A 16629-nucleotide genomic window follows, 5' to 3' on the forward strand; every position below is an offset into this window, starting at 1 on the left:
ATGGCCATGTTCTCCTCGGGCACCTTCTTTTCCTCATCCAGAAGCGTCCCGTCGAGATCCGTGGCAATCAGTCTGATATCCATAAGCGTATTCCCTTTCGCTCTAACCAGAGAAAGCTGCCGCAATCCATGCAGCAGCTCTCCTTATGTAATGTAACCATTTAATCGAAGAAATTATCTTCATGAAGGATCAAGAGCCCCTCTTTATCGTACTTCGGAGAGAACAAGCCCGTAATTTTCTTTCCGAGAGACGGTTTTTCTGCCTTATCGGCCGCCTCCTCGATCAGATCCACGGCTTCCCTTTTCGTGAGCGGGATGCCGTCTTCTTCCATCATTTCAATCCGCTCATAAAGGGCCAGAAGGCTCTTGCCTGTTATGCTGCAATCAATCTCCGACGCATATTTGCAGCAATACTGTGCAAATTCATCGAGATCCATCTCTGTTTCATCGTCGAAGTCGCCAGGCACCACATCCTCCGCCGGTTCGCGGTCTCTCTGGTAATCCTCTTCTCTCTCGAGGTCATCTTCCTCATCCGTTACGGCCGGCTCCTCTAACTCCCGGCCCGGCATGGCGGCGCGCTTCGGCCGTTTTTCCTCAGCCGGTTCCTCTTTGACAGCCTTTCTCCGCACCGGAATTTCTTCTTCCTCGTCTTCCTCTGCGCTGGCCTTTTTTGCAGGCGGCGTCTGACGGACAGCGGCCGGTTTCTCCGGACGGCTCTCCTCCGTCTCCTGCTTCGGCGCCGGCTTCACGACTTCCTTTGCGATGTTCTCCTGGGTCTCCGTTTCCTTTTTAAGCGCCTCTTCCACGGCTGCTTCCGTTAAAATCTGCTCCTGGGCACGGCTGTCGGCGCCGATATACTGGAACTTGCTGGCCAGGGACGCGTTATGTCCATGGAGATATTCCAGATTCTTCGGCGTGTCGATAAGAACCACAATCATGCCGGACTTATCCCGCTCCATCAGCTCATCCAGCTCGTTCTGGACAGCGTCTGTCAGGTCAGCCGCATGCTCGATGATGAGATCCTTTCCGGCCAGCTTTTCCGCCACCTGGCTGATTCCGCGCTTATTTAACTTCTCGCTGCTGATTTTCGCAACAGGATTCTTGTAGCCAAGCTCCCTGTGGATCTGTTTCAACGCTTCTAAGGCCAGGGAAAGTCCGCGTTCCTCCGAGGCCGCCTCAATCATCAGGTTGTTGACATCCAGAGCTTCGTCCAACGACTCCACCTCCAGATCCTCTTCCGGCGCAGCCACATGAATCCCTTTCCGGACGGAACGCTCCCTGTCAATCTCCGCCTGCTTTCTGGCACGGCGCTCTTCTTCGGCGCGGCGGGCGGCCTCCCGCTCTTCCTCCATGCGGCGCAGCGCTTCTTCTTCCATTTCTTCCCGCTCCTTTGCGGCGCGGATAGCCTCACGCTGTCTTTCGATCTCGCGCACTTCCTCCTGGTCGCGCTCTGCGGCCACCTCCAGCACGCGCTTTGTCGGCTTAATGTCCCGGATGGATTTAATATCTGCTAGCGGCCTTGTGGCATCCATATCGTCCTCCACCTCGGCTGTCCTCATGTCATCCTCAGAAATTTTGGACATCTCCCGTGCAAGCTTTTCCGTCTGGACATCCTCATGAACCTTCATCACAAGCTCGTCCTCGGATGCCTTCCTCGCCTGGCTCCTGGTTTCCTCGTACTCGTCAAATTCCGGGCCGGCACCGCTGTACTCTTCCTCGACGGCCCGCAGCTTTGCCTCATATTTGTCGCGGTTTTCCACAAGATCCATCTGATACTTGTTGAGCGGCGCATACTGGAGCTTCAAATCCATGGCCTTGTCTACATACTTTCCAAGGCCGAACAGCAGCATGATTTTATCGCAGGTACGGACGCATGCGTCCTCCATTCCTGCCGCATGATACAGCTCCGCCAGCTCATAAATCCATTTTTCTTCCACCTCAGTGGCTGTATATGTTTCCAGCGCACGGATGAGCTGATCCACCGGCGCATCCTTCGCTTTCAGGATGAGGTACCGTAAAAGGTACTGCCTGGAGTCCTCCGGCGCCAGGTCGCAGAACTCTCTGTAATAGGCCTCCGCCTCCGAAACATTGCCTTCCTTTAACGCCAGATCCGCCAGTTTATAGAGAAGCCGCTTTCCGATGGGCGCGCGCTCAAAGGCCAGGAGAAGAATGTCCTTCGCCTCCTGGTATTCCTCGTTTTTCTCGTATATCTGTGCAATCATGGAGAGCAGGCTCGCGTTCCGCACGCGGCGCCAGTCGATGGTATCGGCAATTTTCATCGCCGTATCATAGTCTCCCCGGTTTACCAGTTTCTTAATCTGTTCAACCTTGATGTTAAACTCGTACTTATCCATTTCTTTCGCATCTCCTACTTTTTAGAGCTCTACCCGGCCTTCCAGCGCACGCAGAAGCGTCACCTCGTCGATGTACTCCAGATCGCCGCCGACCGGGACGCCGCTTGCGATACGCGTCACCTTGATTCCCGTCGGCTTAATCAGTTTGCTTATGTACATGGCCGTTGTCTCTCCTTCGAGGCTGGAATTGGTCGCAATGATGACCTCCTTCACATCCTTCTGGAGCCTTGCCATCAGTTCCTTCAATTTAATGTCATTCGGCCCGATCCCGAGCATAGGGGAAATTGCCCCGTGGAGGACATGATAGACGCCCTCGAATTTCCCGGTCTTTTCGTATGCCGCCAAATCCCTGGGGTTCTCCACCACCATGATGACGCCATGATCGCGCCCCGGGCTCGCACAGATCGGGCAGATTTCCCGGTCTGTCAGCGTAAAGCACTCTTTGCAGTAGTGGACATTGTGCTTCGCATCCCGGATAGAGCCGGCCAGACGGTCCACCTGTTCCTCCGGCATGTTGATGATATGGAAAGCCAGCCGCTGTGCCGTCTTGCTCCCAATGCCGGGGAGCTTTGACAGCTCCTCGATGAGTTTGGAAATCTGACTGCTGTAATAATCCATATTAGAAAGAAAGCCCTCCCAGGCCGCCAAGGCCGCCGGTCAGCTCTGCCATAACAGCGCTGCTGTCCTCTTCCATCTTATGAAACGCCTCATTGACGGCAGCCACGATCATGTCCTCCAACATCTCCACATCATCGGGATCCACTGCCTCCGGGGAAATCTTGACGGAAAGGACTTCCTTTTTCCCGGAAACCGTCACGGAAACGGCTCCTCCGCCGGCTGCTGCCGTATATTCCTTTTCCTCAAGCTCTTTTGTCTTCTCTTCCATCTGGCGCTGCATTCTCTGCGCCTGTTTCATCAGATTTGTCATATTGCCAGGCATTCCGCCTGGAAAACCGCCACGTTTTGCCATGGTGTATTCCTCCTGAAAATCAATCTTCTATTGTGATATCCATATGGATATTCTCTCTTAATTCTTCATCGCTGATATAGCGCGTATCCAGACGCTCGCCGGTCTCCCGCAGCCTGGCCTTAAAATACATGGATTTCCCGTAGGTTTTTTCCACGTACCGCTCCAAATCGCCGAGAATCACGGGACGGCTCCCGATGGTAAAGTTCATCGGATCGTTAAAAACGATGCAGAGGCAGCTTTCGCCCGACGGCTCCACCACCGTCTCCCGAAAGCTCGGGCGTATGGACATGCCCAGTTCCTTTACAATCTTTCCCCATTCATTTCTTATGAGGTTCAGGTCCTCAAGCTGAGCCTTCGGAAGGCTCACGGTTTTCGGCTCCGGCACCGGAACGCCCGCAGCCGGATAGCCGCCTGGCGCGATATCTCCCGGGGCAAAAGCTGCTGCCTCAGACGGAGCCTGCGCCGCGCCTGAAAATCCGGCATTTCCGGACTGGGCTCCCATGCCGGCCGCAGCCGCTCCAGCTCCCTCTGTGCCGGAAAAGCCTGGGGCTGGGGCGCCGTTTCCGGCCGCCGGATATGCGCCGGATGCGCCTGCATAAAAGGCACCATCCGCAAGCTGTTTTTCAATCTGTTCCAGCCGCTCCAGCACGGAATCCATGCTCTGTTCCATCTGCGGGCGCGTAAGCTTGATTAACGCCAGCTCGATCATGACCCGCTTCTGGCTGGCAAACCGGATCTGGCTGGAAAGCTCGGAAAATACCCGGATGTACCGCATCAGCGTGTTTTCATCGGCCAGAGCCGCGTCCTCGCGGAGCTGTTTTAAATTGTCCTCCGACATATCAAGAAGGTCTTCCGCTTCGTCGGCCGTCTTTAAAAGCAGAAGGTTCCGTAAAAACCAGATAAAATCCACGACGAACTGGGAGAGCTCGCGCCCCTGGATCACCATTTCCTCCAGCTTCATGATACAGTCCTTCGTCCGATTTTCCAGGACAGCCCGGAAAAGCTCCCGGAACACGCTGTTGTCCACGGCACCCAGGACGTCCAAAACATGCTCATACGTCAGAGTTTCCCCAAAATGGAAGGCCGCGCACTGGTCGAGAAGGCTTAAGGCGTCTCGCATGGAACCGTCCCCGGCCTTCGCCACATACCGGAGCGCTTTCTCTTCCACAGGCATCCCTTCCGCATCCGTCAGCTCTTTCAGACGGTCAGCGATGGTATCCACGGTAATCCTTCTGAAATCATACCTCTGACACCTGGAAAGCACTGTGATCGGAATCTTGTGAACCTCGGTCGTCGCAAGGATGAATATCACATAAGACGGAGGCTCCTCCAGTGTCTTTAAAAGGGCGTTGAAAGCCCCCGTTGAGAGCATGTGAACCTCGTCGATGATATAGACACGGTAGGCGCCTTCCGTCGGCGGATACTGAACCTGCTCCCGGATTTCCCGGATGTTTTCGACGCCGTTGTTGGACGCCGCATCAATTTCCACCACGTTTAAGGAGGTTCCGGCCGCAATCTGTTTGCAGCTGGGACATTCGCCGCAGGGGCTCCCGTCCACGGGATGCTCGCAGTTTACCGCCCTGGCAAAAATTTTCGCCACAGACGTCTTGCCTGTTCCGCGTGTACCGCAGAACAGGTAGGCATGGCCGATTCTCTGGGAAAGAATCTGGTTCTGTAAGGTTGTAACGATATGGTCCTGGCCCTTTACATCCGCAAACGTCTGCGGCCGCCATTTCCGGTATAACGCTGTATATGACATAAATTATCAGTCTCCAAAGCTGATCCCGAGGAGCTTGGCTTCTTTTATAACATCAGCCTTCGGATCAACGGTCTTTAGCTTCCCGGCCGTCTCCTCCAGCGGAATATCTGTAATCACATTATTTTTTACGACTACGAGACGTCCGAATTTTCCCTGGTCGATGAGCTCTGCCCCATGGGCGCCGATCCGCGAGGAAATTACACGGTCATACGGCACCGGAGCGCCGCCGCGCTGCATGTGGCCCGGCACTGTCACACGGATTTCCTGGCCGGTCATCTCCTGGATCTTTGCGCCAAGCTCGTAGGCGACGGACGGATATTTGGCCGCCTTTTCCTCCATGTGCTTCTTAAACTCTTTCTTTGACATGGCCGCCTCTTCCTTGGAAATGGCGCCCTCCGCCACGGCAAGGATGGAGAACCGGCTTCCGCCCTTCGTGCGTTCCTTGATCTTTTTTACGACTTTCTTTAAATCGTAAGGGATTTCCGGAAGAAGGATGATGTCTGCGCCGCCTGCAATTCCTGCGTGCAGCGTCAGCCAGCCGACCTTATGTCCCATGATTTCCACGATAAACACGCGGCCATGGGAGGCAGCCGTCGTGTGGATGCAGTCGATGGCGTTTGTCGCAATATCCACGGCGCTCTGGAAGCCGAAGGTCATGTCCGTTCCCCAGAGGTCGTTGTCGATGGTCTTCGGAAGCCCGATGACGTTTAAGCCCTCCTGGCTTAACAGGTTTGCCGTCTTCTGGCTCCCGTTTCCGCCGAGGACGACGAGGGCATCCAGTTTCAGCTTATAATAAGTATGGCGCATCAGCTCCACCTTATCCAATCCGTTTTCATCCGGCACGCGCATGAGCTTAAACGGCTGCCTCGAAGTACCGAGCATCGTCCCGCCTTTTGTCAGGATCCCGGAGAAATCGGACCGGTTCATCACGCGGTAGTTGGCATACATGAGTCCCTTGTAGCCGTCTTCAAATCCGATGATTTCCACTTCATCTCCATATAACTGGTATAATCCTTTTGCCACGCCGCGCATGGTTGCATTGAGAGCCTGGCAGTCTCCGCCGCTTGTCAGAAATCCTACTCTTTTCATATGCCATGTCCTTTCCCGAAGACCCATTTTCGTTCTTCGCCCATATCATCAGGGGACAAAATCCCCCTTGTCCCCACCATCATTTTGTAATTATAATACAAAGGAAAGAGAGGGGCAAGGAAAATTTGCGTCCCCGTGCACCCTCTCTTCCTGTTTTTCCGGCATTTTTTCCATTTTCCGGAGTTTATGGATGTGATTCCCTTACCTGAAAAATGGGATTTGGAATCTCCGCGTTGTTGTTTTCCGCCATGCTGTCCTTCATCATGCCCTCCACCTGGCGGAACTGGATACTTGGATTCATGAAGCGGTCCCAGAGACGGTACCCCTCCTCCTTGAGCTTCGCCTCATAGTCAATCTTCCGGCCGGCGTAGTAGTCCTGATACAGATCCGCATAAAAATCTGCCAGCTTGCTCCGCAGCTCGTCCGGGATATCCTCGATGGCCCTGTATGTCTGGTGGCTGATCACATTCCTGAGATATACGTTGCTGAAGGTCGAAAAATCCAGAAGATCAGGATTCGTCTCCCCGTTTGCCGCCGCCCAGGCGGAAATATCCGTGTTTCTCGTGTGATAGCTCATGCTTCCGTCCGCCGCCAAGGAAAGGCTTCCGTACTGGCAGGGCGGAATAATCAGCGAATTGCTGACAACCTCATAAATCCCGTACACATTGTCGGCCACGCCCGGCTCCGTGATGTGTTTCTGGATTCTCTGGACATGGAGATGGCCGCTGAAATACGCCGGCGTCAGGTATTTTTCCAAAATGTGCATCACGTCTTCGTAATTTTCGATGACGCACTCATCCACATAGACGCGGCTTAACTCCTGAAGGTTATGGTGCCCCACAGGAATCACGGTAATTCCCTGTTCGTAGGCGCTCCGCAGGCACTGTTCCATCCATTCCACTGTTCCGTCATTGAGGATTCCGCCCACTTCGTTGAACGGGTCATAGATGCAGGTGTCCAACATCATCATCCAGGTGGTATCATTCAATATGTAGAGGTAGCTTAAGGAATCCGGCGCATGGCTTACTGCCTCGTCGTAGCCGTATGGGCCGTAAATCCGGCGGAACTCTTCCGGCGTCACCTGTTCCACAAAGCTCTGTTTCTCTCCGAAATACGAGGTGGCATAAGGGTTATTGATGTCATGGTTCCCAGGAATCACAAGAACCTGGACTCCGGCAGCCTCAATCTGGCCCAAAAGGGCAGCCAGCTCCTCATGGTTCACTTTTTCCCCGTTTAAGGTCAAATCCCCGGAGAGCACCAGCGCATCCGGTGCGGCTGCTGTGACCTCCGCCGCAAAAGCCTGCCAGATCTGCGGCATATAGCGGACGACTTTTCCGTCTCCGTTGTCCACAAGCTCATTGAAGGCCTGGCCGTAATCCGTCAGGGACTGGGACATGTAGTGGATATCCGATGCAAAAATCAGGTTTGACGGCACCTTCTCCCGAACCACCGGCTCTCCCGGATAATATTCTGTTTCCGGCTGCGTCGTCTCCCGCTCCGTCTCCACGGTCTCATGGGGAAAGGACGACTCTTCCATGGACTCCGTCGGAAGCTCTGCCGGCGTTTCCGCCGTGGTTCCCGTCGGGCTTACTCCCCTTTCAAGCGCCCGCGGCAGCACAAACACCACGCCAAATAATGCAAAAAGGAGTGCGAGCAAAAGTATGATCCTTTTCCACATATCACCGCACCCCTCTGTTCTTCTCTTTATTCATTTCTCTGCCTTATTAAAGTTTCTGCAAATTTAAAATCCGTACATTCTGCTTCGAGTGGTCGCCATAGACGTTACCCTGGCAGCCAGCTCAGTCCCGGCACCCTCACGGCACATGAGAGGTTCCCCTTAGTGCTGCTGCATTCCTGCCCTGACACGGTTCAGAGATTCCCATTGCGTAAGACCAAAACGTCAACGCCGCTTACCAGGGGCAGCTCCACAGCGAGTCACCCTAGGCAGAATATCACCCCTGCTCTAGCGGATTGCAGGTACAGGGCACCGCTAACTCCCCGGCTGTACGGATTAGTTTAGTATATATGACAGAGTCTGTTTTGTCAAGGTTTCCGCTCCGCGGCTTTTAGGGAAAAACCTTTTTTCCGTCAATCAGCATGGTTCCCACACTTCCGGAATAGGAAATCGGATCACCGTTCCAAATCACGAGATCCGCATCTTTTCCCGGCTCCAGGGTTCCGATTCTGAAATCCAGGCCGTAATATTTTGCCGGATATGCCGTCACGCCTTTGATGGCTTCCTCTCTTCCGAGTCCACGGTCAACCATCAGGGCAAGCTGCATCCGGATCAAATCCTCGGAGATAGACGGATGACCCGTTGCGATGGCCGGATGAATGCCTGCTTTTTCCATCCGCGCCCCAAGGGCCAGATCCTTTCCTGCCGCCTCGGCGGAGAAAGAGAGTCCGTATAACGGCCCGATGATAAATTTGAAGTCCTTTCTCTGAAGATCCTCGCAGACAGTCAGGGCGTCGTAAGCCATCACCAGAATATAGTTGAGGCCGAATTCCTCGCCGATCCGCACGGCAGCCTCCATGTCATTGGCCTTCATGGCCACCATCTGCACCGGCATTCCATCAAAAACCCGCGCCAGGGCATCAAGCTCCATCCGGTATTCCTGCTTTTCCCCGGCCTTTTCCTTCCGGTGGTATTCCTGCGCCTGGAATAATGCCTCGCGGATCATGGCTGCACTGGCCATTCTCGTCTCCGGGCTCTTTCCCTTGGCGCCGAATTTCTTTCTCGGCGCATTGGTGAACACGAAACGGTAGGCAATCTCCGGCACTACAATCCGCTTCTCCAGATTATCGCCGGCCGTCTTTACGGCCGCACAGGTGCCTCCGATCAGATTTTCATTTCCCGGCCCTGTTACGGCGCAGGTAACGCCGCCGCTCACAGCCATCTCAAAGCCCTCGTCTGCAAAATTCAAAGCGTCGTACGCCCGCATCTCCGGCATCACCGGCCTTGCATCGTTGGCATCCGCTTCTTCAAAGCGGTGAACCTGGCTCGTGATGCCAAGCTGGCAGTTTCCTTCCACGAATCCAGGCGTCACAACGGCGCCTCCGGCATCTATAATTTCTTCCCCATTCTCCGGCGTCAGGCAGTCTTCCACCTGAAAGATTTTTCCGTCCAGAATCCGGATATCTTTTTTCTTCTCAAATATTTCCGCTCCGTCGATCAGCAAACAATTCTGAATCAGCATATGGTTTCCTCCCCTGCTTCCGTCCTCTGGTACACAATCTTTCCGTTGATGACGACTGTCTCCGGTTTTCCGCCTGTCTCAAACGGATCCACGGCCCAGACGACGAGGTCTGCCGTTTTTCCAGGCTCAATGCTGCCGAGCTCGTCTCCGAGATCCAGGGCTTTCGCCGCATAGATTGTCACACAGCGGTACGCCGTCTCCTCTGACAGCCCGTTTGCGATCAGGATTGCCACCTGGGGCAGAAAACCTTCCATCGGAATCACATGGGAATCCGTCGTCAGCGTAAATTCAATTCCGGCCTGTTCCAGCAGCGCAGGTGCATCATACCGTTTGTTCTGTACCTCCAGTTTGCTTTTCCCGCCGATGGTGGGGCCTAAAATGTAGTGGGCGCCGGCCTCCTTTAACGTATCCGTCATCATCCAGCCCTCGGTACAGTGCTCGATGCTGAGGTTCAGCCCGAACTCCTCTGCGATCCGGATTGCAGTCAGGATATCGTTCGCCTGGTGGGCATGGATCTTCACCAGCATGCCGTCAAAGGCGCGCATCAGCGAATGCATCGCCAGATCAAAATGGAACGTACTCTCTTCTCCCCGTTCCAGTTTTTCCTGGTGGGCCAGCCATTTTTCCCGGTATTCCTTCGCCCGGTAAAGAGTCTGGCGCATCAGGGCCGCCGATCCCATCCGCGTGGTCGGCGTCTGGTTCCGCCTGCTGTAATTTAAGCGCGGATTTTCGCCCAGCGCCATTTTCAGGGCGCCTTCTTCCCTGATAATCCGCTCCTTCAGCGTTTCTCCGGCGGATTTTATGAAGACAAAGGTGCCGCCCATCAGATTCGAGCTTCCCGGCCCGACAGCCAGGGTCGTCACGCCTGCGTGAAGCGCCTGTGTGAAGGTTTCGGAGTGAAAGTCGATGGCGTCGATGGCGCGCAGTTCCGGATGGATCGGGTCTGTCTTTTCATTCCCGTCCTCCCCGGCGCTGCTTAACATTCCGAGGTGGCAGTGCGGTTCGATAAAGCCTGGAGTCACAAGCTTTCCTCCGGCATCCACCACCTGATCGCCTGGCGCCGGCGTGAGATTTTTTTCAATTCTGGCAAATTTCCCCTCTTCTATCGCCACGTCGTAATGCTCTTTGTATATTCCGGCCATGGTGATCAGATTGCAGTTCTTGATGATTAACATATACCCTCTCCTTTGCTGTGAATTGGCGGCGGCGCTGTGGGCGCCGCCGCCTCCGGCGGAACTTAGCGCCCGGCTTTCCGCGGCGGGCGCGGAAACCGGTATGCGCCGGTATAATAACCGCTCTGCGGCTATTATTCTATGTCCGTTTCACGGCCATAGAGCCTCCGGCGGAATTTAGCGCCCGGCTTTCCGCGGCGGGCGCGGAAACCGGTATGCGCCGGTATAATAACCGCTCTGCGGTTATTATACCATTCCCGCCTTCACAAAGCAAACGCTGGGAGGGATTTGTCTCCGGTTTATTCTGAAAAGAGCGGGATCTTTCTGATCTCCTTCAGATCCCTGTTCCAGATTCCGTACCAGAGGCTGCTTAAGTTCTCTCCGTCGGCGGCAAGGAAGCCGTACGTATTGGTGTCGTACTCCGCAATTTCCGTCGGGCCATAATAAATCCGGCCGCTTTCCTCCGACAGGAACAGTTCTAAAAGCTCATGATATAGCTCTAACTGGGCCGGGGCATCGCTAATCTGCGTCATGGTCTCCAGCATGTCCCCGGAAACCTGGGACACCTCATAAACCCGATCCTGTGCTTCATCATAGATGTACAAGGCTTTTTCCGCCGGCGTCTCCGAATAAATTTCCGGGATAATAATCGTCCCGCTTTCCCCGGCAAATACCCCTGTATAGGCATCGCCGGCCATGACGAGGCCACCTGTCTCTTCAAGCGTGACGGCGCTTAAAAGCTCTGCCCCGGGTTCCCCGGTTCCTTCCGTTATCTGAAAGCTCAGATAGCCGAAGTTTCCATGGAGGGCAATTTTTCCAGCGCTCACATAATCCAGCTCCGCGTACTCACCGATGGGCGTATCCCCGGCCGCCTCCAGGTCAATATGGGCCGCCGGCACACCGTCTTCTTCTCCGCCTTCCCCTACTTTCCCGGCAACAAAAATCGAGGTGGGGCCGTCGGCGCCCCCGATGATGCTGATCCCCTCGTCTCCTGTTCCATCTGTTTTTCCAGCAAGAAAAATTGAGGTGGGGCCATCGGCTCCCCCAATGATGCTGACGTTGGATTCTTCTCCTGTCATACTTCCGGCTCCTTCCTGTTCCGGCCTTAACGGATCCGTCAAAAGCGTCACGGCAGCCGCTCCCAAAAGGAGGACGGCAGCCAGGCAGATCCATTTCTTCGGCCGGCTATATTTTAAAATGTTCCGGATTCTCGACTCCGTGCTACTCTCTCCAAAGGCCAGGGGCAGGCCAAGCCCGCTTCTCCTGACGGAAAACTTAAGAAGCGCCATGGAGTATTCTTTCTTCCTGTTTTCCCCCAATGTCCCGATTACTGCTTCATCGCAGGCCATTTCCAGATCGCGCCCGAACAGGACAAACATCAGCCAGACAAGCGGATTGAACCAGTGGACAGAAAGAGCCAGGAAGGAGAACGCCTTCCAAAGCGGATCGCCGCGCCGGATATGGGCTCTCTCATGGGCCAGGATCATCTCCCTCTCCGCTTTATATTCCCCGGAAAGAAGATACTCCGGAAGAAAAATTTTCGGCCGTATAAGGCCTGCCGTCACCGGCGACGCCAGTTCTTCCGCATAATATGCGCCGCCGTCGCCCGGGACAGCACATTTTAACTGTCTCATCAGTTTTATGTACCGGAATCCGTGAAAGCCGAGAAACAGCGCCAGTCCGGCCAGCCAGACGGCCGTAAAAATCCCAGGGAGAGCCTGGAAAAACGCCGCGTGCCCCGCAGCTTCCCCCTGCGCCGCAGACGGCACCAGCATCACATTCACGCGCCGGTCGATAGCGGAAATCCCCGTGTCCAGATACGTTACCGTATTTCCCCCATACTCCGCCTGCACAAGCGGCTCCGGATTTACCGGCAGAAGCGAAGCCGGGGACGCGAACGTAAACGGCCATAAAAGGCGAACCATCGCAAACAGCCACAAAACACAGAAATACCGCTTTGGAAGCTGCTTAAAAAGAGGCCGCAAAATAAGCGTCAGAAGTATCATCACACTTCCCGCCGCAGTCATGCCAAACAATTTCCCTGCCAATACCCCGCTCATCCTATGTCTCCTTTCCCTTATCCTGTTCCTCTTCGGGCAATGCCTGTTCCACAAGCCGGTAAATGGCCTCCGCCTCCCGCCGGCTCAGTTTCCTGTCCTTTAAAAATGCGTTGAGAAAGGCCGGCAGAGAGCCGCCAAAGCTTTTCTCTATCAGGATCTCGCATTCGTATTTCCCTACCTGTTCCCTGTCCACAAGGGAGGTAACGACGGCATTCTCATTCTTTACAAAGCCCTTTTCCTCCAGCTTTTTAAGCACCGTATAGCATGTGGACTTTTTCCATTCCAGCTTTTCCAGAGCCAGCTTCGCAAGCTCCGTAGAACGCACCGGTTCCACATCCCAGATCAGGTCCATGAACCGGAATTCTCCTTCGTGCAGTTTCAGTCTCTCCATTTTATCCCCACTTTCTGCTATTTTCGCAGCACAGCATCGTAAAATTCCGGGTTCCCCGGTATTGGTCTATTAAAATAGTCCTTGTACAGTTTCAGTCTATCATAATAGACCAAACGGTGCAAGGACTTAAATCTTAACACTTTCTTACATTTTCTGACAGGCTTCGCAAGCCTCTTTTTCCATCTCTTTCTTCCGCTTTCCCTCTGCCCGGAGCTCCTTAAAAAACTCCTTAAGCATGGCGGAGCACTCCTCACCCAGAAGCCCGATTTCCGTCTCCGCCTGGTGATTGAAACCGTCTTCATGGAGCAGATCCAGCACCGAACCGGCACAGCCCGCCTTCGGATTCATGCAGCCGATTACCACCCGCGGAATCCTGGCCTGCACAATGGCTCCGGCGCACATCGGACATGGCTCCAACGTCACATACATCGTGCAGTCCTCCAGCCTCCAGTCGCCGATTTTTCTGCACGCCTTCCTGATGGCAATGATCTCTGCATGGGCCAGCACATTCCCGTCGATGGTTCTCCTGTTGTATCCGCGCCCTATGATTTTCCCGTCGTGAACGATCACACAGCCGATGGGGACTTCCTTTAAAGCCGCCGCTTTTTTCGCCTGCCGGATCGCCTCCCGCATATATTTTTCCTCTGGCATCCGCCGAACCTCCGTCTGTATATTTGCTTTCTTATTTTAGCATCCTTTCGCGCTGCCTGCAAGCCGCCTTCCGGGCTTTACATTGTGCTGCCAAGCGTCTATACTGTAAGAAACGCATGCCTGCGGCGGATGCGTCCCTGAAAACTAATCACGCTGGAAGGAATGAAACATTCTATGAAAATATGCGGACTCCAAAAAACAACGCTTCTGGATTTTCCCGGCCATGTGGCCGCCACCATTTTTACGGGCGGATGCAATTTCCGCTGCCCGTTCTGCCACAACAGTGACCTTCTCGGAAACGACGCGCCTGCGGCCTTTACCGATTCGGAGGTGCTGGATTTCCTGAAACGGCGCCGCGGGATTTTAGAAGGCGTCGCCATCACCGGCGGTGAGCCGACGCTCCAGCCGGATCTGCTTCCATTTATGGAAGAAGTCCGGCGGCTCGGCTACCAGATTAAGCTGGATACCAACGGCTGCCGGCCGCAGGTGTTAAAGGAAATCTGCGCCGCTGGCCTTGCGGACTACGTGGCCATGGACATCAAGACATGCAAAGAACGGTACCCGCAGGTTGCCGGGGTACCGTCCATTGACATGGGAAAAATTGAGGAAAGCGTCGATTTTCTAAAACAGGGGACTGTGCCCTACGAATTCCGCACAACCGTCGTGCGGGAGCTCCACTCCGCCGCCGATTTTGAAAAGATCGGGCCGTGGATCGAGGGCTGCCCCTCCTACTATCTGCAAAACTTTGTGGATTCCGGCAATGTCCTGAACCCGGTTTATACAAGCTATGGGAAAGAAGAGCTGCTTTCCTTTCTGGAAATTGTCCGGCCGTTTGTCGGCCATGCAGAGCTTCGCGGCATTGATTACTAACCTTATCCCATTCTCACATCCGTGTACCAGTATCCGAAACGGCCGTCATTTGGCGGCTGTTTTTTTGACAGCACAAAGTTCGGGAAGCCAAACATGGAAGCCATGTATTTTTCATTGCTGTAATAATGGCCGGGCACGCCTAAAAGATAGCGCGGCCGTCCTTTGGAATTTCCGAGGCGCACTAAAATCAGGTAGCGGAAGCTGTAATAGCCGTGGAGAAGAAAGCTGTTGTTGCCGTAAACCCAGGTTTCCCTCGGGAGCCGGCCGATGTCCTGGGGACGGATTGTCAGGATTTCGCAGCCGTCGTCATAGTCGAAGGGCTGGATTTTCGGATAGCTTTTTCTGAGCTCCTGCCACAGCTTTTCCGGGCTGGCCGCCGTTTCCTCCGTATCCCGGAGGTATTTGAGCACTTCTTCATTTTCCAGTTCCGGCGAAACCATTGTCTCTTCCGGCGCACGGCTTTCTTCCCCGGCCGTGTCCGGCGAAGTTTCTTCCGCGGGTGCAGCCTGTGCCATATTCTCTGTAACCACAGAATTTCCCTCAGCGCGTGCCGCAGACGGCGGGAACTGGCTTTCCGGCATCTGCGTCTGTGCCTGCGCTGGAGCCGTCTGTCCCGAAAAATTGGGGTCAATGGCGGCACTGTTCCCGCCCTGTGGAACGCTTTTGGGGTCAGCGCCTGCGCCGGGGACCGGCGCGGCTTCTTCCGAGCGGATCCCGACGGAAGGGGCAGATACCGAACTGTTTTCAGTACGCACGGAAGAACCGCCGGTTCCTGCCGTCTCTGGTACGGTTTTTGCTTCAGCCGCAGGCGGGGCCGTCTCCGGCATTCCGCCTGTTCTGTCCGGGGCAGCCATAGCGGCTGACGGCGTATGTCCGCCTCCCACATCGCCGCCAACTCCGACGGCAGAGGGAGCAGCACCGCCGACCGGTGTACCGTCTGCTCCGACGGAAGAGGGAACTGCACTTCCGCCCGGTGTACTGCCAGCTCCATCGTAAGTCGGCACCGCAGCTTCCCCCAGGTTCCTGCCCGCTCCAACGGCTGGCATCACCGCAGCTTCCCGCAGATTTCCGCCCATTCCACTGGCTGACGAAGCCGCATCCCCGTTCTGGATCCCGGCCGGCTGTTCCGGCGCTGTCTGGCTTCCGGCGCTGTCTGCTGCTCCCGTCTGTCCCTGCCGTTCGGCCGCCGGCCGGCCGGCAAAATTCTGCGGCTGGCCGTTCATGAAATGGTTCAGAAAAGACAGGCCGGCCGGAAATCCCGGCTGCCGCATCTGCCTGCCAAAGCCGCCGGGAGGCGTCCCGGGCTGCTGATTTCTCCAGGGAAATGGCTGCTGCTGGGACAGGGGCGCCGCCGGTATCTCCGTTCCCGGCAGCTCCTCATCCGCCATGCCGGAAACCAGCTCCGGGCCGCGGCCCGAAAACATGCCCGACGGCGCCGCTGGCATCTTTCCCTGTTGGGAAAACGTCCGTCCGGGAAAATTTACGATTACATTCCCATCTCCGCTTCCGCGCCCGGGCTGGCGTTCAAAGCCTCCCGGCGGATATTCTTCCATGGCTGGCGTCCCGCTCTCGGGATATTTTACCGCAAGCCCTACCTCGGCTGCATGGGCCCTCAGATCTTCTTCCGGCTCTGTGTCTGTTCCTTCTGTTTTCCGCTTTTCTTCCCTGGCGATCTCCTGTTCAATCTCCTTCACCACGCTGGAGACGGCCTGCCCCTCGAGGGGATCCTTCTTTTCCGTCCCCGGAAGCGTCTCCTGCGCCATGTGCGCCACGGAGTCCTCCCATATGGTCGTATAGGAACGCCAGGAATTTTTCACATCATGGATCGTCAGCCCGTAATATGTATCCAGGTCATTCCCGGTTCCCTCCACATTCCTTGCATCCACCGAGGCGCGGAACTCCCCGGCTCCGTTACGGATGAAAATGTTTCCGAGAAATGTTTCCTGGTTCCCCTTTCCGAGCAGAAATACGCCGACGGCATTGCCGCCCACATAGACCTTTTTCACATTCACGTTCAGCCGGCACTGCCCGTTCCTGGCCTCCAGCTTCACAAAGCCGATGTTCTTTCCTTTGGTCTTTCCTTCGTATTCATAAATATATGAGATCAACCTCTTATA

13 protein-coding genes, 1 other RNA gene and 1 pseudogene (1 of these 15 cut by a window edge) are annotated in these 16629 nt (G+C 55.1%); 1 reads left to right on the plus strand and 14 read right to left on the minus strand.

From position 1 onward, the window contains the following. The 13 genes from KE531_08005 to tadA form a co-directional block, all read right to left on the minus strand. Window positions 1-83: the 5' portion of an HAD family hydrolase gene (locus tag KE531_08005; protein ID MBR9953562.1), read on the minus strand. It extends 790 nt beyond the left edge of the window; only the first 83 of its 873 coding nucleotides appear in the window; the start codon lies at window positions 81-83; the stop codon falls past the left edge of the window. A 77-nt stretch (window positions 84-160) separates the two neighbouring features. Then, window positions 161-2353 (minus strand): hypothetical protein, encoded by a 2193-nt coding sequence (locus KE531_08010; protein MBR9953563.1) that lies wholly within the window; start codon window positions 2351-2353, stop codon window positions 161-163. A 21-nt stretch (window positions 2354-2374) separates the two neighbouring features. Next, entirely contained in the window at window positions 2375-2971 is a 597-nt protein-coding gene (gene recR, locus KE531_08015; GenBank protein MBR9953564.1) for a recombination mediator RecR, read from the minus strand. A 1-nt stretch (window position 2972) separates the two neighbouring features. Further along, window positions 2973-3323, minus strand: a complete 351-nt coding sequence (locus tag KE531_08020) for a YbaB/EbfC family nucleoid-associated protein (GenBank protein ID MBR9953565.1) — start codon at window positions 3321-3323, stop codon at window positions 2973-2975. A 19-nt stretch (window positions 3324-3342) separates the two neighbouring features. Then, window positions 3343-5082, minus strand: coding sequence for a DNA polymerase III subunit gamma/tau (gene dnaX / locus KE531_08025; protein ID MBR9953566.1), 1740 nt, complete (start codon window positions 5080-5082; stop codon window positions 3343-3345). A gap of 6 nt (window positions 5083-5088) precedes the next feature. After that, window positions 5089-6171, minus strand: coding sequence for a 6-phosphofructokinase (locus KE531_08030; GenBank protein MBR9953567.1), 1083 nt, complete (start codon window positions 6169-6171; stop codon window positions 5089-5091). Between the two features lie 184 nt (window positions 6172-6355). Next, a complete protein-coding gene (locus KE531_08035; GenBank protein MBR9953568.1) occupies window positions 6356-7849 on the minus strand; it encodes a metallophosphoesterase in 1494 nt (497 codons plus the stop codon). Window positions 7850-7919: 70 nt separating this feature from the next. Then, window positions 7920-8181: signal recognition particle sRNA large type (gene ffs / locus KE531_08040), an RNA gene on the minus strand. A 56-nt stretch (window positions 8182-8237) separates the two neighbouring features. Further along, window positions 8238-9368, minus strand: coding sequence for an amidohydrolase family protein (locus KE531_08045; GenBank protein ID MBR9953569.1), 1131 nt, complete (start codon window positions 9366-9368; stop codon window positions 8238-8240). After that, complete coding sequence (locus KE531_08050; GenBank protein ID MBR9953570.1) at window positions 9362-10543, minus strand: amidohydrolase; 1182 nt, start codon at window positions 10541-10543, stop codon at window positions 9362-9364. The genes KE531_08045 and KE531_08050 overlap by 7 nt, the downstream gene beginning before the upstream one ends. A 296-nt stretch (window positions 10544-10839) precedes the next feature. Then, on the minus strand, window positions 10840-12600 hold the full coding sequence (locus KE531_08055) for a hypothetical protein (protein MBR9953571.1): 1761 nt from the start codon (window positions 12598-12600) through the stop codon (window positions 10840-10842). 1 nt (window position 12601) lies between these two features. Beyond that, window positions 12602-12991: a BlaI/MecI/CopY family transcriptional regulator gene (locus tag KE531_08060; GenBank protein MBR9953572.1), complete on the minus strand. Its 390-nt coding sequence runs from the start codon at window positions 12989-12991 to the stop codon at window positions 12602-12604. Between the two features lie 144 nt (window positions 12992-13135). Then, window positions 13136-13642, minus strand: coding sequence for a tRNA adenosine(34) deaminase TadA (gene tadA / locus KE531_08065; protein MBR9953573.1), 507 nt, complete (start codon window positions 13640-13642; stop codon window positions 13136-13138). A 174-nt stretch (window positions 13643-13816) separates the two neighbouring features. Between tadA and KE531_08070 the strand changes: the two genes are divergently transcribed. Continuing rightward, complete coding sequence (locus tag KE531_08070; protein MBR9953574.1) at window positions 13817-14512, plus strand: anaerobic ribonucleoside-triphosphate reductase activating protein; 696 nt, start codon at window positions 13817-13819, stop codon at window positions 14510-14512. Window positions 14513-14514: 2 nt separating this feature from the next. Here the strand turns inward: KE531_08070 and KE531_08075 are convergent. After that, a pseudogene (locus tag KE531_08075) lies at window positions 14515-14877 on the minus strand (hypothetical protein). Window positions 14878-16629 lie beyond the last annotated feature (1752 nt).

This window comes from Eubacteriaceae bacterium Marseille-Q4139 (genome assembly GCA_018223415.1).
Taxonomy (GTDB): domain Bacteria; phylum Bacillota; class Clostridia; order Lachnospirales; family Lachnospiraceae; genus CABSIM01.

What these genes read in the sequence shown, in the direction of transcription:
- KE531_08030 (MBR9953567.1), bottom strand. Translation starts at nt 6,171, where the DNA reads ATGAAAAGAGTAGGATTTCTGACAAGCGGCGGAGACTGCCAGGCTCTC.
- tadA (MBR9953573.1), bottom strand. Translation starts at nt 13,642, where the DNA reads ATGCCAGAGGAAAAATATATGCGGGAGGCGATCCGGCAGGCGAAAAAA.
- KE531_08050 (MBR9953570.1), bottom strand. Translation starts at nt 10,543, where the DNA reads ATGTTAATCATCAAGAACTGCAATCTGATCACCATGGCCGGAATATAC.
- KE531_08060 (MBR9953572.1), bottom strand. Translation starts at nt 12,991, where the DNA reads ATGGAGAGACTGAAACTGCACGAAGGAGAATTCCGGTTCATGGACCTG.
- KE531_08045 (MBR9953569.1), bottom strand. Translation starts at nt 9,368, where the DNA reads ATGCTGATTCAGAATTGTTTGCTGATCGACGGAGCGGAAATATTTGAG.
- KE531_08010 (MBR9953563.1), bottom strand. Translation starts at nt 2,353, where the DNA reads ATGGATAAGTACGAGTTTAACATCAAGGTTGAACAGATTAAGAAACTG.
- KE531_08055 (MBR9953571.1), bottom strand. Translation starts at nt 12,600, where the DNA reads ATGAGCGGGGTATTGGCAGGGAAATTGTTTGGCATGACTGCGGCGGGA.
- KE531_08035 (MBR9953568.1), bottom strand. Translation starts at nt 7,849, where the DNA reads ATGTGGAAAAGGATCATACTTTTGCTCGCACTCCTTTTTGCATTATTT.
- dnaX (MBR9953566.1), bottom strand. Translation starts at nt 5,082, where the DNA reads ATGTCATATACAGCGTTATACCGGAAATGGCGGCCGCAGACGTTTGCG.
- KE531_08020 (MBR9953565.1), bottom strand. Translation starts at nt 3,323, where the DNA reads ATGGCAAAACGTGGCGGTTTTCCAGGCGGAATGCCTGGCAATATGACA.
- KE531_08070 (MBR9953574.1), top strand. Translation starts at nt 13,817, where the DNA reads ATGAAAATATGCGGACTCCAAAAAACAACGCTTCTGGATTTTCCCGGC.
- recR (MBR9953564.1), bottom strand. Translation starts at nt 2,971, where the DNA reads ATGGATTATTACAGCAGTCAGATTTCCAAACTCATCGAGGAGCTGTCA.